The organism is Thauera sp. SDU_THAU2, from assembly GCF_038260575.1.
In the GTDB taxonomy this organism is placed as follows: Bacteria; Pseudomonadota; Gammaproteobacteria; order Burkholderiales; family Rhodocyclaceae; genus Thauera.
In genome coordinates, this window is sequence record NZ_JBBWUN010000003.1 from 2,441,944 (window position 1) to 2,465,322 (window position 23,379).

Genomic DNA, 23,379 nt, shown 5'->3' on the forward strand with positions numbered 1-23,379 from the left:
AGGACTGGGTCGGACAAGTAAAACTTCAGCACGCTGGAAAAGCAGAACACCCACTACGTCAGCGACACCCAGGTACGGCGCAGCACCGACATCGTCTGGCGTGTGCAACTGAAGCTGCCCGACGACAGCCAGGAATGGCTCTACCTGTTCCTGCTGATCGAGTTCCAGAGCAAGGCCGATCCGTGGATGGCGCTACGCATGCTCACCTACGTCTGCCTGCTCTACCAGGACTTGATCAAGGCCGAGCAGGTGAAGCCGGGTAAAAAGCTGCCGCCAGTGTTTCCGGTCGTGATCTACAACGGCCAGGCCACGTGGCGAGCCTCGTTGGAAATCGCCAAGCTGATCGACGCCCCCGACAGCCTCAAACGCTGGACGCCGCGTTTCCGTCATCACCTGCTCGATCAAGGACGGGTGCCGGAAGCAAAACTGAAGCAGCTGTCCGACAACCTGATGGCCTGCCTGATCGTGCTGGAAACCCATCTGCCAGATGATCCGGTCATCCTGGAGACGACCCGGACACTGGTCGAGCTGCTCAAGGACGACGACTTCGACGGCCTGGACCGTGCCTTTACGCGGTTTTACCGGCGCACTATCCTGTCGAAACTGAACTCGGGGCAGATGACTCAAATGCCCGAGACTTTGGAAGGAGTCACCACCGTGTTGGCTGAACGCATCGACGAATGGATGGATGGCCTGCGTCATGAAGGGCGGCGGGAAGGGCGCGAGGAAGGAAAGCAGAGTGAAGCCGTTCGGATGCTGAGTCGCCTGCTGCGTCTGCGTTTCGGCCCGGTGCCCGATTGGGCCGAAGCACGGCTCGCCCAGGCGCCGCTGGAACGACTCGAAGGCTGGATCGAAGCCGTACTGACAGCGGAAAGCCTGGAAGGCGTGATCGGGCCGGAAGGCTGAACGTCCCTGGCGAACAAAGCACACGGGAAGCTGCGCAAACGAACCGGATTCTTCGGCCGATTGCGCAGCTTCTCTTTATTTGACTATGGGCAGGCCTTTGCCGATGTCTAATTCGGTCAACACCCGCCGGCCCAGCAGCGAGTCCCGGATTCTGGACTGCCGCTTGCTGGCGTTTCTTGCAGCACCGGATTGACCACCCGCGCCCTCTACACGCGCGAAGGGACACCTCCCCGGCATCCATCGCCTGCATGTGGCCTGCCGCTTCCCGTGCCTGAAGAATCACAATGCGCAATGTGGTGATGCATAAACGAGCAGGGTTCAAGGCAGCCCCTGCTTTCCCTGTTCAATCATCTTTTGCTCAAGCTCCTTCAGGCGGAATTCGAGCTCCCCGGCGGTGCCGTATTCGTTCAGCAGTTCAGGAAAACGCGCATATTCGATCAAGGCCTTCCGGTATTCGGCCAGTGCCTCGGCAGCATGCCCCAGCTCGTCCAGGCGCAAACTGATCGTCAGATACAGATCGGCGCTTTTCTCCGGGTAGGCAACCAGAGCAGCGCGTAATTCCGCCAGTGCTTCATCGTGGCGATCATTGAAATGAAGCCATGCTTCCTTCCATTTACTGGCGTCATAACTCGGCTCGATGGTGTAACCGTAGATACGCGAAAGCCGGGCATGGTGGACCGTGATTCGTTGCTCAAACTCGGAGTAAGGCATCTTTTTGAGCTTGTCGTGCCACTTCGGGTCGTTCGAATCCAGACCGAAATCCTCAACCCCCAACCGCCGCCAGCCCTTGTATAGCCACTGCAAACCGTCATACAGCGTGCGAAACGGCGTGGTGCCATGGTCGTCGCCAGGGTAGTAGCGCGCCGTCCACTCCAGATTGTCGAACTCCTGTCGCTCCATCCATCTCACCAGCTTTTGCGAAGAATCGCGAATATCGTTCTCGCCGTCCCCCCAACTGAAGTAGAGCCAGTGCTTGCCGGACAAGCTGCCAATTCGCTCCTTTGTCTGCTGAATCCAGTATTGATTGTCATACCACAGAGAGGGGCTGGGGGCGATATGTGCCTGGAAAGCGTCTGGTCGTTCCAGCAGCGCATAGAAATTGAACAGACCACCCAGCGAATGGCCGCTCAGGATACGGAAAGGCTGGGTACGGTAATGTGCATCCACCCAGGGCGCCAACTCATCGGCCAGAAAACGGAGAAAATTGAAACTTTCGCCAAATTGCTGATTACTTCTCAAGTCCTTGGGCTCTTCCTCCAGCATCCGCGGCATGGTCATATCACGCCGGCGCTGCTGCATCGAAGGCACGGCGACCAGAATCAGTTGGGGCGCTCGATCGTTACGCGCGAGGAAATCGACCAGACCCGAGGCGTAGTCGAAATGCTGATTGCCATCCAGAACGAAGAGCACCGGATAACGCTGGCGAGACCGCTCGTAGTCCTTGGGCAGATGGATCAGCAATTTTCGATCCTCTCCGAGCACTTCGGATTTCATGTTAAAACGCTGGCCAATGGGGATCACGGCTTCGGCCACCACCTGGGTGGCCTGTGCCGGTAGGACACAGCAACATACCTATTGCCCCTAGCAAAGAAAGCAATGCATGGCGTATTGAAGTCATCGCAGCGTTCACGGTTTCTCCAGCCTCAACTCGGCGCGCACGATCTGGCCCCGCTCATCGAACACCGGTGAGACACGCAGCATCCCGTTGGCGCATTGGCTGCGGTAGGTGCGTGAAAGCTGATCGCCGTTGGGCTTTTCCGCCACCAGTTCCATCAGTGCCGGGCAGGCACCGGCTTCTTTCAACACCTTGCTCATGGAATCCAGCATGCGCTCGCGCCGCTCGGGCAACAGCGCGGCCAGGGCTGGGTGGTCGGCGGCCTGGCCGTCGCGCACGCGTTGCAGCGCGTCGGCCAAGTTGCGGGCGAGTTCGGGGCGCGTGTCCTCGATGGCAAGTTCGAGCGTGTCCGCCTGCTTGTAGCGGCTGTCGAAACGCTCGGCGATGCCGCGGACAATCGCCTCCGGCCGGGCGCCAGTGGAGTTGGCCAGCACCACGAAGCTCACGCCGTCCTCGTCATAGCGGCGGTAGTACGAGCGAAAGCCTTGCCAGGCACCGCCGTGGCCCATGTGCTTCGGGTGCTCGGCCATGCCTTCCAGCTCCCAGCCATATCCATAGGCGTAGCGGGTGCCGTTGTTCAACGGTGCGGAATCGAGCACCTGCCGCCAGCTCTCGTCCTTCAATACAGCACGCCGGGCAACCACGGCATCCCAGCGCGCAAAATCCAGTACGGACATTTGCAGCGAGCCATCGGCAGTGTTGTTCAGTGTCACCGATACCCAGTCCTGGTTCTTCAGCACGCGGGGCGCGTCGTCGCCCTCGCCCTGGCGCACCGACGCATAGCCGGCGGCGCGATTGGGCACGATGTCGATGTGGCTCAGCAGCCGGGCGCTACTCATGCCGCTGGGCTGGAATACGCGCTCCTGCAACACCTCGCTGTAATGCTGGCCGCCGACCTTGCCGACGAGGATGCCGGCCACCATGTAGCCGGCGTTGCTGTACGACCAGCGCTGGCCGGGGGCGAACTCGGGTTCGGTGGCATGGATCAGCGCCAGCAGTTCATCGTCGCTGTAGTCCTGCTTGAAATCCAGCTTCGGGTAGCCCAGGCCGGACGTGTGGTTCAGCAGGTGGCGCAGCGTGGTTGCCTGCCAGCTCGGCGGGGCATCCGGCAGATACGTCGTCAGCGGTGCATCCAGCGCCAGCTTGCCGTCTTCCACCAGCAGCATCGCCGCTGTGGCGGTGAACATCTTGCCGATCGACGCGGTCTGGAACACCGTCTCGGGCTTGACCGGTACCTGATGCTCCACGTTCGCCAGACCGTAGCCCTGGGCGCGAAGCACTTCACCGTTCCTGAAGATGCCGATCGCCACGCCGGGGATGTTCTGCTCCTGCATCTCCGTCTGCACGTAATCGTCGATGGAATCCGCATGGGCCAGGTTGTGTAGCGCAAGGAGCGCAAAAGAAATACGCATTTCATGAATTCCCCTCTTTCTTTGCGTTCCGCAGTACGGTGGTTCCGGGATAGTGCTGTTGACCGGACAGCAGCGGCGTGTCGAGCTCTTTTGAGGTGCTGGTCTTCACGTATCGATCGAAGAACGCCAGCACATACGCATTGATGATGGCGTGTGCGGCACGCGGATGGCGCATTGCAGGACGATGAGGTATGAACTTTCTCCAATGCACCTCATCCGATAAATAGCCATCCCCATGGAGCCATCATCGACAGATGAATTTATTTATGGAATGGGTGTTGCAATCTCTCATAAATTACAACACCCCTAAAAACTCATCAAAAACTATATTTCACCGAGGCATAAAAATTCCGCTCAGCGCCGTATCCGATTCCATAATGATCAACATGGGCGTAATAATCCTTGTTCAGCAGATTATTGATGCCAACTGCCAAGTCCATGCCTCTGCCGATCTGATAGCGCCCCATTACATTGACCACGGCATAACCACTCTGGGTCAGGTAGCGCCGAAGTCCCACGCTGTCTGCTGCCGTACTATAGATTTTGCTTTGCCAATTCAAGCCGCCGCCTAGAGTGAGACGAGGCATGGACGAAGGAGTGTATGTGCTGAATAGCTTTACCTGGTGTAGGGGATGGAGAGTATTGAGTCGATTTCCGGAACTATCGCGAGAAAGCACGCGCGTATACCCGCCTTGCACGCTCCAGCCTGGCGCGATTTCCCCGGCAAGCTCCAGCTCCCAACCCTTGGTCTTGGTGCTGTCGTGAGCGATATAGGCTTGAGCGCCTTCGGGCGTTCGATTGCCTGAATCGGCGATTGCAAGGTTGTCCTTGCGGGTTTCAAATAATGCCAACGCGGCGTTCAACCCCCGTTCAGCCACTCGCCTTTCAGGCCTATCTCGTAATTCTTGCCCTCTTCCGGGTCAAGCAAACTGCCGCTCACATCTTTTCTGTTTTGCGGCTTGAATATTTCGGTATAGCTTCCATATACAGAAAAATTAGAATTCAGATCATAGACAACGCCTGCATATGGAACAAAAACCCCATTATGCTTTCTGTTGTCCAAAAACGGCTTGGCAGGATCGTAGCCTGGATGAGAGGACAGCCGCTTATTGGTGTACTTCCAGTTGCTCCAACGCGAACCGAGGATGACTGACAAATCATCCATTGGACGAAGTCGAGTCGAAAAGTAGAAGCCAGACTGCTGAGTATCTTGCACACTACATCCACAACCCGACCCTGCCTCCCAATCTGGTTCAATATACTGAGGCCGCCCGTTAATCACAGGGATTTCATTGAACCTATGATCCAGCACAGACTTATCAAGAACTTCATCCCGGACTTTTGACGCACTGAATCCCATGGCAAGATCATGCTGTTTGCCAAGAAATTGATAAACACCATTAATCCTTACGTCTAGCGCATGAACTTCCGCCTGGGTCGCATTTTGTAATGCTTGTGCTCTGCCAGCGGTATGATCCGGGTTTATTCCATCGATCATTCCTCGCCGGTAAAGAGATCCCGCTCGGTATAGCTATAGTTTACCTTTGCCTGCCAATCTTCGCTGAATGCATGATCCAACCCAGCCGTTACCGTCGTCCTTTCATGATCCCATACCCCCCACTCTGGAATAGCTCCAGAACGACGGCTGAACGAGGTCGGAGTGCCATCAGTATATATTGGAGCAAAATTGGTCCCATTATCAGCGGCATTGCTTTTTTCCTTGCCGTGCTCAAGGTTAAAGTCAGCATCGTATTTTCAGCGACATCGGCTTCCACGATGCCATAAAGCATATGCTGATCACTTTCATAGCGTTCAATCCAGGACTTCGACTCACCATAGGCACCAACAACACGTGCCCTCAATGTCGCGGCCTCATTCAACGGCCCGCCGAGATCAGCGACAAGCCGATACTGATCCCAGCGACCGGCCCCTGCTTCAATGGAGCCTCGGAATTCACCTGTCGGCCGTTTGAGTCAGATTGATGCTTGCGCTGGGATCGCCCGATCCGGTCAGAAGCCCCGTGGCACCACGCACTATCGCAACCGAGTCATAAATGGCGGTGTCCATGGAAAATATGCCTGGCAACCCACTATTGGCCCATGCCTGCGATGGTGTGGTGACGCCATCAACAGTGTAGGCGCCAACAGCATACCCACGAGCAGTGATGCTCTGGTTGTAGCCTCCAACCTTTGGCCCCATTTTGACCACATGCATTCCGGGACTTTGCTCAAGCACGTCGGCTACTGAATTAAGCTGCTGATCATCCATACGTTGCCGCGTAATCACAGACACCGACTGCGGCGTTTCCCGCAACTTCAGATTCATCCCGGTCGCCGCAGTAACCGGCCCGGCCGTCGTGAGCGATCCTGTGCCTTCGGTCAGCACGCTACGCTCTGTCCCCGCCGTGACCGTCACCTGCGGCAAGACCTGCGTCCTGCCCTGCACGATGGTGTAGCCGCCTTCTGCCGTCGGCTGGGCGTCGAGCCCGGTGCCGGCCAGCAGTTTCTGCAGCGCCTGCTCGACACCCAGCGTGCCGCTGACACCGGATGTCGCCCGGTTTTCGGTCAGCGCGGTCGGAAATACGATGCGGGTGCCCGACTGCAGGGCCAGCGCGTTGAGCGCCTTGTCCAGCGGCTGCGGGGCGATCTGCAAGCTGACGGCGCCAGCCCGGTCGGCCTGGGCCTGCGTGGCGCCGGCGGTGGTGAACAGCACGGCGGCGGCAATCAGCTTGAAACGGGTGCGCAGCGGCAGGCGCGTTGTCATCATCTCTTTCCTCTTCTTTCCGGTTGGGCCAGTAGCCGGGAGCAGTGTCCCGTCGGGTCGAGCGGGACTCATGAGGCTTGGCGAGCGGGAAGATGGAAAGGTGAGGTGCTGTTACAAATTTTTTTGGTGGCGGGGTAAGTGGGTGCTTTCAGCGGATTTCAGCAGGTTGATGCCGATCACCGGCCTCACTTCTTCGCGCTGCTGATGCTCACGCTACCGTCTGCAGCACGGCTGACGGTGACGGGTAGCACACGTGGCAGGGTGTCGAGGAAGGTTTCGATACCCTGGATGTCATAGGCGCCGGACAGCCGCAGCTGCGCGGTGCGAGGATCGGTGATGTGGATCGGCTGCTTGCGGTAGCGGGCGATTTCCGTGACGACTTCGGCCAGCGGCGTGCCATCGAAGAGCAGCCAGCCTTGCTGCCAGGCGCCAGCGGCGACGGGGTCGATCGGGTCGATGAGATAGGAAGGCGGCTCTGCCCCCTGCTCCGCCGCGGCGCCGCGATCCGAGGTGAATACGGACTGCCCCTCGCGCAGCGTGAGGCCGGCATGGCCGGGCTGGCTGACTTCGACGACGCCTTCCAGCACTGCGACCCGAGCACCGTTGGACAGGCGCCGCACGGTGAAGGCGGTACCAATGTCGCGCACGCGGATGTCGCCGGTCTGGACGATGAAAGGTCGCCAGCCTGCGGCGACGGTAAAGCCGGCCTCACCTTGCTGAAGGATGAAGCTGCGGGTGCGCAAGCGCTTTTCGATGGTGAGCACAGTGTCGGTGTTCAGCATCAGTACGCTGCCGTCGGCGAGCGTGTGGCGCATCTGCTCGCCCAGTGCGGTACGGATTTCCTCGCGCTGCCAGGCAGGGTCGGCCCACAGCAAGGCGGCCGCTAGGACGATGGCGAGCGCACTGCCGCCGCCGGTGCGCAGCGCGGTGCGGCGGCGGTGCGTGTGGGCGCGGGCCTCGGCGATGATTTCTTCGCGCGAGGGGAAGTGATTACGCAGCGCTTCGCGGTAAGGGGCAAAGCCGTCCTCCGTACCGCCAGCTGCATCGGAAGTGGATGGCGATGCGGCTTTCGCGGCGGGCCCGGCGCTCGCCATTGTCTCCAGCTCCCACTCGCCGGGGTGGCCCTCGCGCTCAGCCATGGCGGAAATACGTCTCGAAGCGCAGCCCGCGGGCCGGCTCCCAGTCGTTCAGGATACGTTTGACTGCATGGCGGACAGCCTGGGTAACGGCGCTGCGGGTGATGCCGATTTCGGCGGCGATGGCGTCGTGGGTCATGCCATAGATGCGGTTGAGCAGGAAGCATTGGCGCGCACGGGGTGGCAGCGCATCGACGATGACGACCAGCGCCGCGACCTGCTGCTTGAAATCGAGCGAGCGGGCGCCGTCCTCGTCATGCGTCTGGTCGGGGAGTTCTTCCACCGAGACGATGATGCCCTGGTACACCGCGTTGCTGCGCAGGTGGTCGATGGCGCGGTGGCGGAAGACCTTGCGCAGATAGGCCAGCGGGGTGTGGATGGGCTGCGCGGGCGGACGCTCGAGCAGTTCGACACATACGTCGTGGGCGACGTCGCGCGCATGGCCGCTGTCGCGCAGGTGCCTGCGCAGATAAGCAATGAGGTCGTCGTAGTGCTCTTCGAAGGCGGTCAGCAACGAAGCGGAAGCGGGAATCTGGGGCACTACGGATAACCATTCAATCAAGAATAGTTATCAATATTATCATGCAGCTTCGCAACGGGCACGTACTGCAGCTTCATCCAGGTGGTAATGACAGAGTTCCATGTCCCCGACCAACACCACGGGGACGAGTTCGTCCCAGCGTTCCTCCAGTTCGGGATGCTGGTCGATGTCGATGACTTCGATCGCCCAGCCGTATTCCTTTGCGATGGGCTCCAGCGCCGCGACGAGGTCGTGGCACAGGTGGCACCACTCGCGGCTGAGGACGGTGAATGTGCGGGGCTGGCCGGCCATGGCTGCGCCGGCCGGACCTCCGCCGGCCACACCTTTCCCGGCCGGACTCATTTCCCTGCTCGCAGGCTGACGTAGGAGGTGGTTTCGCCGCGCATGACCAGCAGGGTCAGCTTCTGGCCCTGCTCCACGCCGCCGATCAGGCGGTTGAATTCTTCCACCGACGTCAGCTTGATCTGGCGCCCGCCGAACACGATGGCCTGGATCAGGTCGCCCTGCTGAATCTCGGCCCTGGCTGCCGCGCCCTGGACGCGATCGACGATGAGGCCGCCTTCGATGCCCCGCTCGCGCCGCTGCGCCGGTGTCGGCACCGACAGCGCAAGCCCGAGCTTGTTCGCCGCCGGAGCCGTGCGCGGCGCGGCGCTGGCAGCCGTTGCCTCCTTCGGGTCCTGCCATTCACCGACCTGCACCTCGAGCGTGGTCGGCTTGCCGTCGCGGTACACCTCCACCTCCGCACTCTCGCCCGGCTGGACCGCGGCGACGATGCGCGGCAGGTCGCTGGACGCATCCACCGCCTTGCCGGCGAAGCGCACGATGACGTCGCCCTGCAGCAGCCCGGCCCTGGCGGCCGGCCCGCCGGGCTCGACCGAGCTGACCAGGGCGCCCGACGCACCCGGCAGGCCGAAGCCGTCGGCAAGATCGCGCGTCACTTCCTGGATCGCCACGCCGATGCGGCCGCGCTGCACCCGGCCCTTGGTGCGCAACTGATTCTGCACGTCCATCACGACATCGATCGGGATCGCGAACGACAGCCCCATGAAGCCGCCGGTGCGGCTGTAGATCTGCGAGTTGATGCCGACGACTTCGCCCCGGAGGTTGAACAGCGGACCGCCGGAATTGCCCGGATTGATCGCCACGTCGGTCTGGATGAAAGGCACGAAGTTCTCGTCCGGCAGCGAACGCCCCTTGGCGCTGACGATGCCGGCCGTCACCGACTGGTCGAAACCGAAGGGCGAACCGATCGCCACCACCCATTCGCCCACTTTCAGCCGGCCCGGATCGCCCAGCACGACGTGCGGCAGGCCGCTCGCTTCGATCTTGATCAGCGCGACGTCGCTGCGCACGTCGGCGCCGATCACCCTGGCGGTGTATTCACGCTTGTCGGCGAGGCGGACGAGGATCTCCTCCGCCTCCTCGACGACGTGCGCGTTGGTCAGGATGTAGCCGTCGTCGCTGATGATGAAGCCCGAGCCCAGCGACTGGTTGTCGGGGTCGGCGCCCGGGTATTCGTGCCGGCGCGGGATGAACTTGCGGAAGAAGTCGAACATCGGATCCGACTCGTCGAGCCCCGGGAAAGGTATCGACGATTGCGGCCGTTCCCCGCGCACCTGGATGGCGCTGATATTGACCACGGCCGCACCCTGCTTTTCGACCAGGGAAGTGAAATCAGGCAGACTCGCGGAAGGATTCGCTGCCGACACGAGCGGTACGAACAGCAGAGCCGCAGCGAAAACCAGACTGCGGCGAAAAGACGAAGCTCATCGGGGTTCCTGAAGCGACTGCAGACACACGGCCTGCGATGCGGTTTGATGGGCCGGCCCTCGCTGGGGCAGCAATTCCATGCTCAGTTGTGATCGCCAGCCGCGGCTGCGAAGCAACAGGCGGTTGACGGCGAACGCCAGTGCCAGGCCGGCAAGACCGCCACAGGCTGCGCCGAGGTCGGCGCTCCCTTGTCCGGCAGCCACGCTGCCGAGCGCAGCCCCTGCCACCAGCAGGACGGCGCCGAGCCCGTAGCTCGCCATCGCAGCCTTCAGTAGCGCGCCATCGGGAATGCTGACGAGGACGGTGTCGCCGACCTCCAGCTTCAACCGGGTCGGCAGCACGAACTCGGCTCTGGGCCGTCCGAAAGCCTGGGTAATCTGTACCGAACGGCATCCGCCCGGCTCGTCGCAACGTCCGCAGCCGCCGCCCGCGTCGGACACGCGCAGCCGAACGCGCCCTGCCTCGACGCGCAACACCTGCGCCACGGCCTGCATCCTTGCCCGGAGGGTCGAATCGCGTCGCCGATGCGCTTGACCGCACGCTCGGGGACTTCGCCGAGCACGGTGATCAAATACCCGTCGAGCGATCGCTTGTAAACATTGATGGCGCCGCTGGCCAGCGGCCCGAGGCCGATCGAGGCGCCATCGGCAACCGGCTCGATGAACACAGAGACCGAAGCCAGGCCGTCGCTGAACACCATGTGGACCGCCTGGCCGCGTTCGGGGCCGAGCGGCCTGCGCATCACCGAGGTCAGCGTATAGCCGGGCACCTCTTCCGCCACTGCCCAGCCGCTGTCGGCACGAGCCAGATCGCTGCCGCGCGCATTCACGAAGCGCCAGTCATCGACGTCCTGGAAACGGGGCGCAAGCAGTTCGTCGCCGATTTCGCCACCGATGCGCACGTCGCTGAAGACGAACTGCTCGACCAGTTGCCCCTGCTCATCGACGGTACGCGCCTTCAGCAGCAGACCCGACTGGACTTCCGCCCACAGTGTATGGCCGTAGCGCAGATCGTCCCGCGGTTCGAAAATCAGCGCCTGCGCTTCCATGCCGGCGACGCGGACGACGCTACCCTTGCGAATGCGATAGCTTTCGGCGAGACCGACCGGCGACGCCGGGATTCGCGCCGGAAAGGCACGCCGGCTGGCGGCTTCGTCGATGATGACGAGCTTCTGGTCCGGCAGCATGCAGCGCACTTCCATGCCTCTGCGGATCAGCTCGCGCGGGCTGCCGTCCAGCGCCTCGAGGCGCTCGTACTCCACGCCGCCATCCACCCGATGCGCGATGCGCGAGGTTTCTACATGCGTACCGGACTGGTACATGAAGGTGCCGACATAATTGAGCCGCTGCCCGGCCGACGCGATGCGTGCCATCCAGGACAGCGGGTCGCCCGGCGCTTCGGCCAGGGCAGGAAGGTGCAGCAAGGCGGCGCAGACGCCGAAGACGGCGGCCAGACGCCTCATCGGCCCGCTCCGGCCGATGCGGAGACGGTCCTCACATACTGCACACCGGCCGGCATCGGTCCGCTGCTGACACCTTGATGGGCGAAAACGTACTCGCGCAGGGGATCGTCAGCCACGTGCTCGATTCCTGCGGCAAGCGGTGCCGCGGCAGGCGCGCCGACGCTGGCGATGAGCGGCTGCGCCGCAACCCGCTGCAGTTCCACGCCGGCGGGGCCGGCCGCGTCCTGCGAGTAGAGCGTCGCTGCGACCACGCCCACCGCAGCCACCCCCATCACCGAAGCCGCGATCGGCATCAGGGTCCGCACGACGCTACGCCGGGCGGCGGACGCCTTGGACGCTGCCGGTGCGAAAACGATGGGTTCATCATCGAGACCCGCCATGACCCGCCCGACGAAATCCGCCGAACCGGCCTGCTCACCGCGGATGACGTCGCCGATCAGGCAGTACGCATCCCAATCCTTCCTCAGCGATGTGTCGCGTCGCAAGCCGTCGAAAACCTGGCGTATCGCGTTCTCGTCGAGGTCGCCATCGATCAGCGCCGACAATTTGTCCTTCATGCCTACACCCTACCAACGTTTGTCCGGGGCCGTGTCCAGCAACGGCCGCAGGCGTTCTGCAATCGCTTCGCGCGCACGGAAGATCCGCGAGCGCACCGTACCGATCGGACATTCCATGATGTTGGCGATCTCCTCGTAACTGAGGCCTTCGAGTTCGCGCAACATGATGGCCGTCCGCAGCTCCTCGGGGAGAGCCGCCATCGCATCTTCGACGGTTTCGCCAATCTGGCGGGTCATCAGCAGCCGTTCGGGCGTATTGATGTCGCGCAATTGCTCGCCGTCTTCAAGGTCTCCGCCTCCTCCGAGTCGAAACTCGTCGAAGTCGGCGCCCTGCGTCCCTGCGAGACCAGGTAGTTCTTCGCGGTGTTGATACCGATGCGGTACAACCACGTGTAGAACGCACTGTCCCCACGGAACGATCCCAGCGCACGGTAAGCCTTGATGAAGGTTTCCTGCGCCACATCTTCGACTTCGGCTGGATCGCGGATCAACCTCGACAACAGGCGATGCAGCTTGCGCTGGTACTTGGATACCAGCAAGCCGAAAGCCTGCTTGTCGCCGCGCTGCACGCGCTCGACGAGTTGCTGATCGATTTCGCGATCGGTCATGGAGTGTTCGTTCTTTCCGGATGTTCGAATGACAAAGCCGCCGGATTATAAGCGAGCACCCCTGCTCTCACCAAAGATCGAAGACACAGGGACAGACACGGCACCCCGGGATTAGTTCATGCGCCGCACGGGCGATTCGGCCGGCTGCCTGCCGGGCGCCGGCACGCCCTTGAACAGCACACCACGTGCTATATTTTTGCCCTTTCCCTTGAGCGCGAGCGACATCTTGCTGAAACAGTACGACGTACTCATCCTCGGCAGCGGTGCGGCAGGCCAGTCCATGGCCCTCAGGCTCGCCGACAGCCGGCGTGTCGCCCTCGTCACCAAGCGCGAACTGTCCGACAGTGCCAGCAACTGGGCCCAGGGCGGCATCGCCGCGGTGCTCGACACCGCCGACAGCATCGAAGCCCACGTCCAGGATACCTTCACCGCCGGCGCCGGCCTGTGCGACCCCGAAGCCACCCGCTTCGTCGTCGAGAACGGCAAGCGCGCCATCGAATGGCTGATCGACCGCGGCGTGCCCTTCACCCGCGAGGCCGACTCCCAACTGGGCTATCACCTGACCCGCGAAGGCGGCCACTCGCACCGGCGCATCATCCACGCCGCCGACGCCACCGGCGCCGCGGTGCAATCGACGCTGTCCGCCCAGGTACGGGCACACCCGAACATCGACATCTTCGAGCATCACATCGCCGTCGACCTGGTGCTCGGCGACAAGATCGGCCAGCCGGACGAAGGCTGCCTCGGCGCCTATGTGCTCGACATCGAAGCCGGCAAGGTGGTGACTTTCGCCGCGCGCAACACCGTGCTGGCGACCGGCGGCACCGGCAAGGTCTATCTGTTCACTGACCAACCCCGACGTCGCCACCGGCGACGGCGTGGCGATGGCCTGGCGTGCCGGCTGCCGGGTGGCGAACATGGAATTCATCCAGTTCCACCCGACCTGCCTCTACCACCCGCAGGCAAAATCCTTCCTGATCTCCGAAGCCGTGCGCGGCGAAGGCGGCCTGCTCAAGCTGCCCGACGGCACGCGCTTCATGCCCGAGCACGATCCGCGCGAAGAACTCGCGCCGCGCGACATCGTCGCCCGCGCGATCGATTTCGAGATGAAGAAGCGCGGCCTCGACTGCGTGCTACCTGGACATCAGCTACAAGCCGACCGAATGGCTGCGCTCGCACTTTCCCAACATCTACGCGCGCTGCCTGGAGCTCGGCATCGACATCACCCGCGAGCCGATCCCGGTCGTGCCTGCCGCACACTATTCCTGCGGCGGCATCGTCACCGACCTGGCTGCGCGCACCGACGTGCCCGGCCTGTACTCGGTGGGCGAGTCGGCCCACACCGGCCTGCATGGCGCCAACCGCCTGGCGAGCAACTCCCTGCTCGAATGCCTAGTGTATGGCGAAGCGGCGGCGAACGACATCCTGGCGAAGCCGAAGCGCCCCGCCCCGGTACTGCCCGACTGGGACGAGAGCCGCGTCACCGATGCCGACGAGGAAGTCGTGATCTCGCACAACTGGGCGGAACTGCGCCGCGCGATGTGGGACTACGTCGGCATCGTCCGCACCACCAAGCGCCTGAAGCGGGCCCAGCACCGTATCCGCCTGCTGGCACGCGAGATCCACGAGTTCTACTCGAACTTCCGCGTCACCAACGACCTCATCGAACTGCGCAACCTGGTGGTCACCGCCGACCTGATCGTCTCCTGCGCGCTCAAGCGCAAGGAAAGCCGCGGCCTGCACCACTCGCGCGACTACCCCGACCTGCTGCCGCGGGCGCGCGAAACCATCCTGCGCCCACCGCGCGGCAAGCGCGCCTGAACGCTGCGCAGCCAATGAACGACGGGGCCTCGAGCCCCGTCTTTCATCCCGGCCTTGCGGACGCGCCGACCGGCGCTTCGTCATCGCGCCGCCCACATCCTGTCGCCGGCATCGAGGACTTCGCCCTCCTCGCAGCACATGCGCTTCGGCGCCGGCAGCGCATGCGTGCTCATGCCCTGCCCGCCTCGCCAACGATGACGCGCGCGTCGACCACCGCATAACCGTCCTCATAGGCCATCACCGGATTGAGGTCCAGCTCGGCAATCTGCGGATAGGCGGAAACGATGCCCGAGACCTTGAGCAGCAGATCGGCCAGCGCCTCGGTATCCACCGGCACGTGGCCGCGCACGCCGTCGAGAATGCGCCGCGCCTTGATCTGGTTGACCATCGAGCGCGCATCGTGGCGCGACAGCGGAATCGAACGGAAGGCCACGTCTTCCAGCACCTCGACGAAGATGCCGCCCAGGCCGAACATCACGACCGGCCCGAAGATCGGATCGCGGCTGACGCCGATGATGATTTCCACGCCCTTGCGTGCCATCGGCGTCAGCAGCATGCCTTCGATGTCGGCCTGCGGCGCGTAGGCCCGGCATGAACTCATGATCGCGTCGTAGGCCGTGCGCAATTCGGCCTCTCCGCGCAGATCGAGCTTCACGCCGCCCGCGTCCGACTTGTGCAGGATGTCGCGCGACACCACCTTCATCGCCAGCGCCTGTTCGCCGAAGTGGGCCGCGATGCCGGCCAGTTCGTCGGCGCCGTGCGCCACGCGCTCCTCGGCCACCGCGACGCCGTGCGCGCGCAGCAGCGCGCGCGCCTCGTATTCGAGCAGGTCGCGCCCCTGCTTGCAGGCAGTGGCGAACGCGGCCAGCACGGCGGCATCCGGCTCGGCCGCGGCGACGGGGCCCAACTGTTTCCGCCTGGCCAGATAGATGCCGCGCTCGCCCAGCGCCGCCAGCAGGCGCACGGCATGCTCGATCGAGGCGTACCTGGCAGCCCGGCCTCGTGCAGGCGGCGCAGTGCGGGGGTTTGACCGGCGCGTACAGACTGTAGATCACCAGCGGCTTGTCGGTGGCGCGCGCCAGTTCGATCATCGCCTCGGCGCCGCGCATCTCGCCGCCCAGCAGGCTTTCGGCGAAGCGCGTGTAATAGCCGCCGAACATGCCGACCAGGAATACGCTGTCGACGTTTTCATCCTCGGCGACGATGCGCAGACAGTCGGCCAGCAGCGCAGGATTGGCGTCGCTGCTGCCGGCGACGTCCACCGGATTGACCAGCGAAGCCTGCGGCAGCAGGATTTCCGCCAGCCGGCGGCGGGTGTCCTCGCCCAGCGGGGCGAGCGTCAGCCCGGCCTCGGCAATGCGGTCGGACGCGATGGTGGCCTGCCCGCCGCCGTCGGACACCACCGCGACGCGCTTGCCGTGCGCCTGCTGCAGCAGGGCCAGGCCCTCGGCCACCGGCAGGATCTCGTCGGAATCCTCCACCACGCTGACCCCCGCCTGGCGCAGCAGATCGACGGTCATCGCATAACTGCCGGCCAGCGCACCGGTGTGCGAGCTGGCCGCCTTGCGGCCTTCCTCGGTGGCGCCGGACTTGTACACCACCACGGGCTTCTTCAGCGTGGTCTCGCGCGCCACCTCGAGGAAGTCGCGGCCTTCGCGGAAGCCTTCCACGTACAGCGTGGCCACGCGCGTGCGCGGATCCTCGCCCAGATAGCGCAGATAATCGTTGAAGCCGATGTCGGTCTGATTGCCCGGACCGACGTAGGTGGAAAAGCCCACGTGGCCGTTGTACTGGGCTTCCAGCACCAGCGACAGCAGCATGTTGCCGGACTGCGAGATGAAGCCGATGTCGCCCGCCTTCACATTGGCCAGATCGAGCAGGTTGACCTTCTTGTGCAGGTTGAACATGCCCGAGGTGTTCGGGCCGATCACCCGCACGCCGCCGGCACGGGCGGCCTCCAGCACGGCGCGCTCCAGGCGGGCGCCCTCCTCGCCGGTTTCCTTGAAACCGCTGGCCAGCGCGATGGCGCCCTTGACCCCTTTGCGCCCGCATTCGGCGATGATGTCCGGCACCGTAGCCGCCGGCGTACAGATCAGCGCCAGGTCCACCGGGCCCGGCAGCGCATCGACCGACGGGTAGGCGCGCACGCCGAACACTTCGGTGAGCCTGGGATGCACCGGATAGATGGCGCCGCCGTAATGTCCCTTTATCAGCCCCGCCATGGCCTTGTAACCGCGCTTGGTGGGGTCGGCCGAGGCGCCGACGATGGCGATGGAATCGGGGGAGAGGAAATCGTGCAGCGGACTGCGCTCGCCCTGCCCCGGTGCGGCAAGCTCGGAGATGCTCATGCGGTTCATGTTCAGCGTCCCTTGAAAACGGGTGATCTCTTTTCGGCGAAGGCGTCCACGCCCTCCTGCCAGTCCTGCGTGGTGCTGACGAAGGTCATGCCTTCCAGTTCCGCGCTCAGCGTGGCATCGAAACTGCGTTCGGCGGCGAAGTTGAGCTGTTCCTTGGCCAGTTGCATGGAAAACGGCGCCTTGCCGGCGATGGCGGCAGCGAACTCGCACGCCGCGTCGAGGAAGCCCTCGTCCGGCAGCACCCGGTTTGCCAGGCCGATGCGCACGGCCTCGGCGCCGTCGATGCGTTCGCCGAGGAACACCAGCTCGCGCGCCTTGGCCAGGCCGACCAGGCGCGGCAGCAGCCAGGTCACGCCGCCGCCGAGGAAGCTGCCGATGCCGATCTCGGGAAAGCCGATGCGTGCGCCGGCGGCCATGACGATGAAGTCGGAGGCCACCGCCATTTCCGCGCCGGCGCCCAGCGCGTAGCCATTCACCGCGGCCACCACCGGCTTGGCGAGCTGCTGCAGGCGGCGGCACACCTTCTGCTCGCCGTGCAGATACTGCCGGCGGTCGTAGGCGGAGCGTCCCTCCTTGTGCGCCTTGAGGTCGGCGCCCACGCAGAAGGCCCGGCCTTCGCCGGTCAGCAGCACCACGCGCACCTCGCCGTCGGTTTCCGCCTCGGCCAGTGCCTGCTGCAGCTCGGCGTACAGCTGCGCGGTGACCGCGTTGAGCCGCTGCGGTCGATTCAGGCGGATTTCCGCGATACCGCCGCGGCGCTCATACACGATCGTTTCGTAAGCCATGCACATTCTCCCTGCAGCGGTTGCAATCCTTGGTCTAGGTGGTGATCGACGGCTGCAGCGCGCGGCTCCGCAGCTGCAGCCAGGCGACCAGGCCGAGCAGCAGCAACGGCGGAATGAGCATCCACTCGTCGCGCGGCCGCGCGGCAGGCAATTCGAGGTAGGCAAAGTCCAGGCCCTGCTCCACGCCCAGTTTCGCCGCCTGGCTGCCGAAGCGCACCGATGCGACGGAAACCTGGTCGCCGAACGAGATGATCATCACCCCGGCGTGGTTCAGGCGCTGCTGCAGCGTGCCCTGCGGACCCAGCGGCAGCAGCACACCCTTGGCAACGTTCTTGCCCTCGATGCTGATGCCTTCGATGAACACCCGCAGACTGGCATTGTCCGGCGCCTCCTCGACCACCCGCGCCAACTCGCTGGCCGGCACCCGTTCATACGGTGCATGGAGCATGTCCATCCAGAAACCGGGGCGGAACAGGCTGAAGGTGATCAGCAGCAGCGCCATACCTTCCCAGGCGCGGTTGCGCGTCAGGAACCAGCCTTGCGTGGCCGCTGCGAACATCAGGTTGGCAAGGACGGCACTCGACACGGTGAGGAAGAAGATCCACCATGAATCGACGCCGATCATCAGCAACTGCGTATTGAAAATGAACATGAACGGCAGAATGGCCGTGCGGATGGAGTACAGGAAGGCTTGCGCCCCGGCAGCGATCGGATCGCAGCGCGCGATACCGGCCGCCGCGTAGGCAGCCAGACCCACCGGCGGAGTGGCGTCGGCCATCAGGCCGAAATAGAACACGAACAGGTGCACCGCGATCAGCGGCACCAGCAGGCCGTTCTGCGCACCGAGCTCGACCACCACCGGCGCCATCAGCGTGGACACGACGATGTAGTTGGCAGTGGTGGGCAGCCCCAGGCCGAGGATCAGGCAGATGACGGCCACCATGAGCAGCATGACCATCAGGTTGCCGCCCGAGACGATTTCGACGAACTCGGTGAGCACCAGGCCGACGCCGGTCAGCGTCACGGTGCCCACGATGATGCCGGCGGCAGCCGTGGCGATGCCGATGCCGATCATGTTGCGCGCGCCGTTGATCAGACCGTTGTATAGATCGCCGGCGCCGCGCATGGCCGCTGCAGGCAGATCGCCCTGGCCACGGAAGAATGCCTGCAGCGGACGCTGGTGACCAGGATGAACATCATGAACACGGTGGCCCAGAACGCCGACAGGCCGGGCGAAAGTTCTTCGACCATCAGATTCCAGATCAGCGCCACCACCGGCAACAGGAAATACAGGCCGGTCTTCAGCGTCGGGCCGGTCTCGGGCAGTTCGGTGAGCGGCTGGTTCGGATCATCCAGGTGCAGCTCGGGCTGCATGGCGGAATAGCGCACCAGTGCGGCATAGGCGATCAGCATCAGCACGGAAATCACCATGGTGGAAGCTTCTCCGGCCAGGTCCTTGATCCAGCCCAGGCCGTAGTAGACGAGCCCGGCCAAGATGACCAGGCCGCTCACGGTGAGCCCGAACGAGATCAGCCGCTTGCTGCCCGGCACCATGCTGCGCCGCGGCAAGCCGCGGATGTTGGCCTTCATGGCCTCCAGGTGGACCAGGTAGAACAACGCGACATAGGAAATGATCGCCGGCAGGAAGGCGTGCTTGATGACTTCGTTGTAGGCGATGCCGACGTATTCCACCATCAGGAAGGCCGCCGCCCCCATCACCGGCGGCATGATCTGCCCGTCCACCGATGCCGCCACCTCGATGGCCGCCGCCTTGGTGGGCTTGTAGCCCACGCGCTTCATCAGCGGAATGGTGAAGGTGCCGGTCGTCACCACGTTGGCAATCGACGAGCCGGAAATCAGCCCGGTGCTCGCCGAGGCCACCACCGAAGCCTTGGCCGGGCCACCGTGCATGTGGCCGAGCATGGAGATCGCGGCCTTGATGAAGTAGTTGCCCGCGCCGGCCGTTTCCAGCAGCGCGCCGAACAGCACGAACAGGAAGATGAAACTGGTGGACACGCCCAGCGCCACGCCGAACACGCCTTCGGTGGACAGCCACAGATGGCTCATCCCCTTGTTCAGCGACGCGCCCCGGTGGGCGATCATTTCCGGCATGTAGGGGCCGAGAAAGATGTAGCCGATGAACACGATGGCGAGGATCACCATCGGCAGGCCGAGCACGCGGCGGGTCGCCTCCAGCAGCAGGGTGATCCCCAGGATGGCGACGATCAGGTCCATCTGCGTCGGCAGGCCGGGACGGGTGGAAAGTTCGCGATAGAACAGATACAGGTAGGCCGCACAGAACGCCCCGGCGGCGGCCAGCAGCCAGTCGATCGCCGGGATGTGGGCGCGCGGCGAGCGCTTGAAGGCGGGATAGGCCAGATAACCCAGGAACACGGCGAGCGCCAGGTGCAGGGCGCGGGCCTCGGTATCGTTGAGGATGAAGAAACCGAAAGAGAACGGCAGCGGCGAGGCGAACCAGAGCTGGAACAGGGACCACGCCAGCGCGGCGAAGGCGATGACCCCGGCAGCCCAGCCGACCGGCCTGCGTCCGCCGGTATCGGATTCGGCAATCATCCGCTTCAGTTCTTCTTCGGTCATTGCCTGGGGACTTGGGGTCGGGTTCGACATGCGCCCGTCTCCTGAAAAGGATCGGAAATCCACCGGCTCTGCCGCATCCCGGCGACGAAGCTCAGCGGAGCAGCGCCCGGACGCGGCAGGCGGCCGAAAGGACGAGATCGGGCGCCGGCCCCCATCGGACCCCGGCGCCTCACGGTCTACTTACATCCAGCCCTTTTCCTTGTAGTAGCGAATGGCGCCATCATGCAGCGGCGCGCTCATCCCGTTCTTCACCATCTCTTCCGGCTTCAGGTTGGCGAATGCCGGATGCAGGCGCTTGAACTCCTCGAAGTTGTCGAACACGGCCTTGACCATGGCGTAGACCACATCGTCGGACACCTTGGCGGACGTCACGACGGTAGCCAGCACACCATAGGTCGGAGTCGGCTCGGGGTTGTTGTTGTACAGGCCGCCGGGAATTTCGACCTTGGCGTAGTAGGGCGCGCCTTCGACCAGCTTGTCGACTGCCGGACCGGTCAGCGGCACCAGCCTGGCGCCGCAGGTGGTGGTCGGATCCTGGATGTTGGCCGAGGGATGGCCCACGCCGTAGAAGAAGCCGTCGATCTTGTTGTCGCACAGCGCGGCGCCGTGCTCGTCGGCCTTCAGTTCGGAAGCCAGGGAAAAGTCCGAGATCTTCCAGCCCAGCGCGCTCAGCAACTCCTCCATCGACGCGCGCGTGCCCGAGCCGGGGTTGCCGATGTTGAAGCGCTTGCCCTTCAGATCCTCGAAGGACTTGGCGCCGGCCTCCTTGCGCACCAGCACCGTGAACGGTTCCGGGTGCAGCGACATCACCGCGCGCAGCTCGGTGTAGGGGCCGGCCTTGGAGAAGGAGCTCGAACCATTGTAGGAATGGAACTGCCAGTCGGACTGGGCCACGCCGAAATCCAGTTCGCCGGCCCGGATGGTGTTCAGGTTGTAGACCGAACCGCCGGTGCTCTCGACGGAGCAGCGAATGCCATGGTCCGTGCGGTTCATGTTGATGAGGCGGCAGATCGCACCACCGGCGGCGTAGTACACCCCGGTAACCCCTCCCGTGCCGATGGTGACGAATTTCTGTTGTGCATGGGCAGGAGCGGCTCCCAATACGGCGGCGGTCGCGCAGACTGCGGCAATGGCGGTCAGTTTGTTCATGGTACGTCCTCCATGGGTGTGATGCACAGGGCATTCCGCCGGAAACGGCGGGGGTCGGGGGTTCGAATCCGGACAAGCCGATACCAGTACTATTGAGATCAAATTTCGACCAATGTTTCCCAACCCCTAGGCACGCACCGATTTACGCCAGCCTTGCGGCGTGGCGTTGGCGAGCAGGAAACCTTCATGGGGTACCGCCGCATGGCGGCCGGCGAGCAGATCGGCCAACAGCCCCCCGCTGCCCATCGCCAGGGTGAAGCCCAGGGCGCCATGGCCCACGTTGACCCACAGATTCTCGGCGCCGGCCCGGTCGATGATCGGCCGCCCGGTGGGTGTCGCCGGGCGCAGGCCGGCCCAGGTGGATATCTCGGCATCGGCCACCCAGTCGCCGAAAGCCTCGCGCGTTTCCCGGATCAGCGTGGCGACGCGGTCCGGCCGTACCGAGGCATCCGCGCCGACGATGTCGGCCATGCCCGCCACGCGCAGCCGGCGGGCAAGCGGCGCATAAACGATCTTGCGCTGGAAATCGGTGACGCTGAGCCGCGGCGCCGCCGAGGCGCCCTGCTCGCCCAGTGCCACGCTGATGCTGTAGCCCTTCACCGGATAGATCGGCAGATGCACGCCCAGCGGGGCCAGCAGCGCCGGTGCGGCGGCCCCGGCGGCAATCACCAGTTGGTCCACCGCCAGCCGTCCGCGCCCATGCAGCAGCACCGCGCGCACACGACCATCACCGAACTCCAGCGCGGTGGCCGCATCGCCCAGCACGAACTCGGCCGGGCGCTCGCCGCCGCGCAAGCGCGTTTCCAGTTCGCGGCACAGCTTCAGGCAATCCCCGGCATCCTCGCTGGCGGTATGGATGCCGCCCTGCAGATGCGGCCGCAGGCGGGCAAGTGCAGGCTCCAGCGCCACGCACTCGTCGGCATCGAGCGCGCGCTGCTCCGAGGCCAGATCCGCCGAGGAGGCAATCAGCCGGCGTGCGGCAGCGAAGGTCGCCGGATCACGGTGCAGCACCAGTTTGCCGTTGCGGACGAAATCGAAATCCAGCCCATGTCTTTCGATCATGGCATGCACCAGCGACTGGCTGTACAGCGAAAGCGGCAGCAGCTTGCCGACCGAGCGCAGCTTGTCGTTCTGGTTGCAGGCCTTGAGGAAGCTCATCAGCCATCGCCATTGCCGGGGATCGAAGCACGGGCGGAAGCGCACCGGCGCATCGCGCCGCATCAGCCAGGCGGGAATCTTGGCAAGGATGTCAGGATCGGCCAGCGGGGCGATGTAGCGGTAGCTCAACTGCCCGCCGTTGGCATGGCTGGCTTCCATGCCGGTCTGGGCATGACGGTCGATCACGACGACCTCGTGCCCATCCTCGCGCAAGGCCCAGGCACTGGCCAGACCGACGATTCCCGCTCCGATGACCGCAACTCGCACGCCACCTCCACATGCTGTGTCGCCGAAAGGCAAGCTGAAAATCGAATATAGCGGCAGCGTCACGAAGACGGCGTGCAGATCCTGCGGTAAGGTATGTCTTCAGGACATGGACGAACGGAGGCGCTCTTGCGGCTGCGCCAGATCGAAATCTTCCGCGCGGTGATGATCGCCGGCTCGGTCAGCGAGGCCGCGCGCATGCTCAATGTCTCCCAGCCGGTGGTCTCCCGCGTGCTGCGACATACCGAGGATTCCCTGGGCTTTCCGCTCTTCGAGCGCGGACGCGGGCGGCTGACGCCCACCCCGGAAGCCCACACCCTGTTCGCTCAGGTCGGCCGCGCCTGGCGGGAGATCGAACGCGTCGACGCGCTCGCGGGCAATCTGCGGCGAGGTACTTCCGGCCTGCTGCGCCTGGCGGTCACGCCCTCGTTGGCGACTACCCTGCTCCCCGGCGCACTGACCAGCATGCGCGAGTCG

Annotated in this window: 18 protein-coding genes and 6 pseudogenes; 4 read left to right on the forward strand and 20 right to left on the reverse strand. The window is 64.0% G+C overall.

All coding sequences use genetic code 11. The annotated features are described in order from the left end of the window. Window positions 1–33 precede the first annotated feature (33 nt). The gene (locus AAFL97_RS12845; RefSeq protein ID WP_341647159.1) at window positions 34–906 is read left to right on the forward strand and encodes an Rpn family recombination-promoting nuclease/putative transposase; all 873 of its coding nucleotides are present in this window, start codon (window positions 34–36) and stop codon (window positions 904–906) included. A 318-nt stretch (window positions 907–1,224) separates the two neighbouring features. Here the strand turns inward: AAFL97_RS12845 and AAFL97_RS12850 are convergent, their stop codons facing one another. From AAFL97_RS12850 to rpoE, 13 genes and pseudogenes are all read right to left on the reverse strand, one after another. Next, window positions 1,225–2,439 carry an alpha/beta hydrolase gene (locus tag AAFL97_RS12850; RefSeq protein WP_341645254.1) on the reverse strand — a complete coding sequence of 405 codons (1,215 nt, stop codon included), beginning with the start codon at window positions 2,437–2,439 and terminating at the stop codon, window positions 1,225–1,227. Between the two features lie 93 nt (window positions 2,440–2,532). Beyond that, the gene (locus AAFL97_RS12855; protein WP_341645255.1) at window positions 2,533–3,933 is read right to left on the reverse strand and encodes a serine hydrolase domain-containing protein; all 1,401 of its coding nucleotides are present in this window, start codon (window positions 3,931–3,933) and stop codon (window positions 2,533–2,535) included. 1 nt (window position 3,934) lies between these two features. Beyond that, a complete protein-coding gene (locus AAFL97_RS12860) occupies window positions 3,935–4,108 on the reverse strand; it encodes a hypothetical protein (RefSeq protein WP_341645256.1) in 174 nt (57 codons plus the stop codon). 142 nt (window positions 4,109–4,250) lie between these two features. After that, window positions 4,251–5,431: pseudogene (locus AAFL97_RS24695) on the reverse strand (TonB-dependent siderophore receptor). A 455-nt stretch (window positions 5,432–5,886) separates the two neighbouring features. Beyond that, window positions 5,887–6,699 (reverse strand): TonB-dependent receptor, encoded by an 813-nt coding sequence (locus AAFL97_RS12875; protein ID WP_341645259.1) that lies wholly within the window; start codon window positions 6,697–6,699, stop codon window positions 5,887–5,889. A gap of 182 nt (window positions 6,700–6,881) precedes the next feature. Then, a complete protein-coding gene (locus AAFL97_RS12880; RefSeq protein WP_341645260.1) occupies window positions 6,882–7,835 on the reverse strand; it encodes a FecR family protein in 954 nt (317 codons plus the stop codon). Further along, complete coding sequence (locus AAFL97_RS12885) at window positions 7,828–8,373, reverse strand: sigma-70 family RNA polymerase sigma factor (RefSeq protein WP_341645261.1); 546 nt, start codon at window positions 8,371–8,373, stop codon at window positions 7,828–7,830. The genes AAFL97_RS12880 and AAFL97_RS12885 overlap by 8 nt, the downstream gene beginning before the upstream one ends. A gap of 39 nt (window positions 8,374–8,412) precedes the next feature. Continuing rightward, entirely contained in the window at window positions 8,413–8,664 is a 252-nt protein-coding gene (locus tag AAFL97_RS12890) for a glutaredoxin family protein (protein ID WP_341645262.1), read from the reverse strand. A 47-nt stretch (window positions 8,665–8,711) separates the two neighbouring features. Next, complete coding sequence (locus AAFL97_RS12895; protein WP_445954539.1) at window positions 8,712–10,118, reverse strand: Do family serine endopeptidase; 1,407 nt, start codon at window positions 10,116–10,118, stop codon at window positions 8,712–8,714. Between the two features lie 21 nt (window positions 10,119–10,139). Further along, the gene (locus AAFL97_RS12900; RefSeq protein WP_341645263.1) at window positions 10,140–10,637 is read right to left on the reverse strand and encodes a SoxR reducing system RseC family protein; all 498 of its coding nucleotides are present in this window, start codon (window positions 10,635–10,637) and stop codon (window positions 10,140–10,142) included. Between the two features lie 2 nt (window positions 10,638–10,639). After that, window positions 10,640–11,605: pseudogene (locus AAFL97_RS12905) on the reverse strand (MucB/RseB C-terminal domain-containing protein); the annotation flags it as partial. Beyond that, window positions 11,602–12,162 (reverse strand): sigma-E factor negative regulatory protein, encoded by a 561-nt coding sequence (locus AAFL97_RS12910; protein WP_263460007.1) that lies wholly within the window; start codon window positions 12,160–12,162, stop codon window positions 11,602–11,604. The pseudogene AAFL97_RS12905 and the gene AAFL97_RS12910, both read right to left, overlap by 4 nt. 9 nt (window positions 12,163–12,171) lie before the next feature. Then, window positions 12,172–12,770 (reverse strand): annotated as a pseudogene (gene rpoE / locus AAFL97_RS12915) (RNA polymerase sigma factor RpoE). A 226-nt stretch (window positions 12,771–12,996) separates the two neighbouring features. Here rpoE and nadB point away from each other — a divergent pair. Beyond that, a pseudogene (nadB, locus tag AAFL97_RS12920) lies at window positions 12,997–14,591 on the forward strand (L-aspartate oxidase). Between the two features lie 169 nt (window positions 14,592–14,760). Here the strand turns inward: nadB and AAFL97_RS12925 are convergent. Then, the gene (locus AAFL97_RS12925) at window positions 14,761–15,555 is read right to left on the reverse strand and encodes an acetate--CoA ligase family protein (protein WP_341645264.1); all 795 of its coding nucleotides are present in this window, start codon (window positions 15,553–15,555) and stop codon (window positions 14,761–14,763) included. Window positions 15,556–15,749: 194 nt separating this feature from the next. Between AAFL97_RS12925 and AAFL97_RS12930 the strand changes: the two genes are divergently transcribed. After that, window positions 15,750–16,118, forward strand: a complete 369-nt coding sequence (locus AAFL97_RS12930) for a hypothetical protein (RefSeq protein ID WP_341645265.1) — start codon at window positions 15,750–15,752, stop codon at window positions 16,116–16,118. Here the strand turns inward: AAFL97_RS12930 and AAFL97_RS12935 are convergent. The 6 genes and pseudogenes from AAFL97_RS12935 to AAFL97_RS12960 form a co-directional block, all read right to left on the reverse strand. Beyond that, a pseudogene (locus AAFL97_RS12935) lies at window positions 16,097–16,948 on the reverse strand (CoA-binding protein); the annotation flags it as partial. The gene AAFL97_RS12930 and the pseudogene AAFL97_RS12935 overlap by 22 nt on opposite strands. Window positions 16,949–16,950: 2 nt before the next feature. Further along, entirely contained in the window at window positions 16,951–17,733 is a 783-nt protein-coding gene (locus AAFL97_RS12940; protein WP_341645266.1) for an enoyl-CoA hydratase/isomerase family protein, read from the reverse strand. A 34-nt stretch (window positions 17,734–17,767) separates the two neighbouring features. After that, window positions 17,768–18,859 (reverse strand): DUF3394 domain-containing protein, encoded by a 1,092-nt coding sequence (locus AAFL97_RS12945; protein ID WP_341645267.1) that lies wholly within the window; start codon window positions 18,857–18,859, stop codon window positions 17,768–17,770. Further along, on the reverse strand, window positions 18,826–20,361 hold the full coding sequence (locus AAFL97_RS12950; protein WP_341645268.1) for a TRAP transporter permease: 1,536 nt from the start codon (window positions 20,359–20,361) through the stop codon (window positions 18,826–18,828). The genes AAFL97_RS12945 and AAFL97_RS12950 overlap by 34 nt, the downstream gene beginning before the upstream one ends. A 150-nt stretch (window positions 20,362–20,511) precedes the next feature. Then, complete coding sequence (locus tag AAFL97_RS12955) at window positions 20,512–21,480, reverse strand: TAXI family TRAP transporter solute-binding subunit (protein ID WP_341645269.1); 969 nt, start codon at window positions 21,478–21,480, stop codon at window positions 20,512–20,514. 126 nt (window positions 21,481–21,606) lie between these two features. Then, complete coding sequence (locus AAFL97_RS12960; protein WP_341645270.1) at window positions 21,607–22,905, reverse strand: D-amino acid dehydrogenase; 1,299 nt, start codon at window positions 22,903–22,905, stop codon at window positions 21,607–21,609. A 93-nt stretch (window positions 22,906–22,998) separates the two neighbouring features. On the opposite strand from AAFL97_RS12960, the pseudogene AAFL97_RS24700 reads away from it, so the two are divergent. Continuing rightward, window positions 22,999–23,202: pseudogene (locus tag AAFL97_RS24700) on the forward strand (LysR family transcriptional regulator); the annotation flags it as partial. Between the last annotated feature and the right edge of the window lie 177 nt (window positions 23,203–23,379).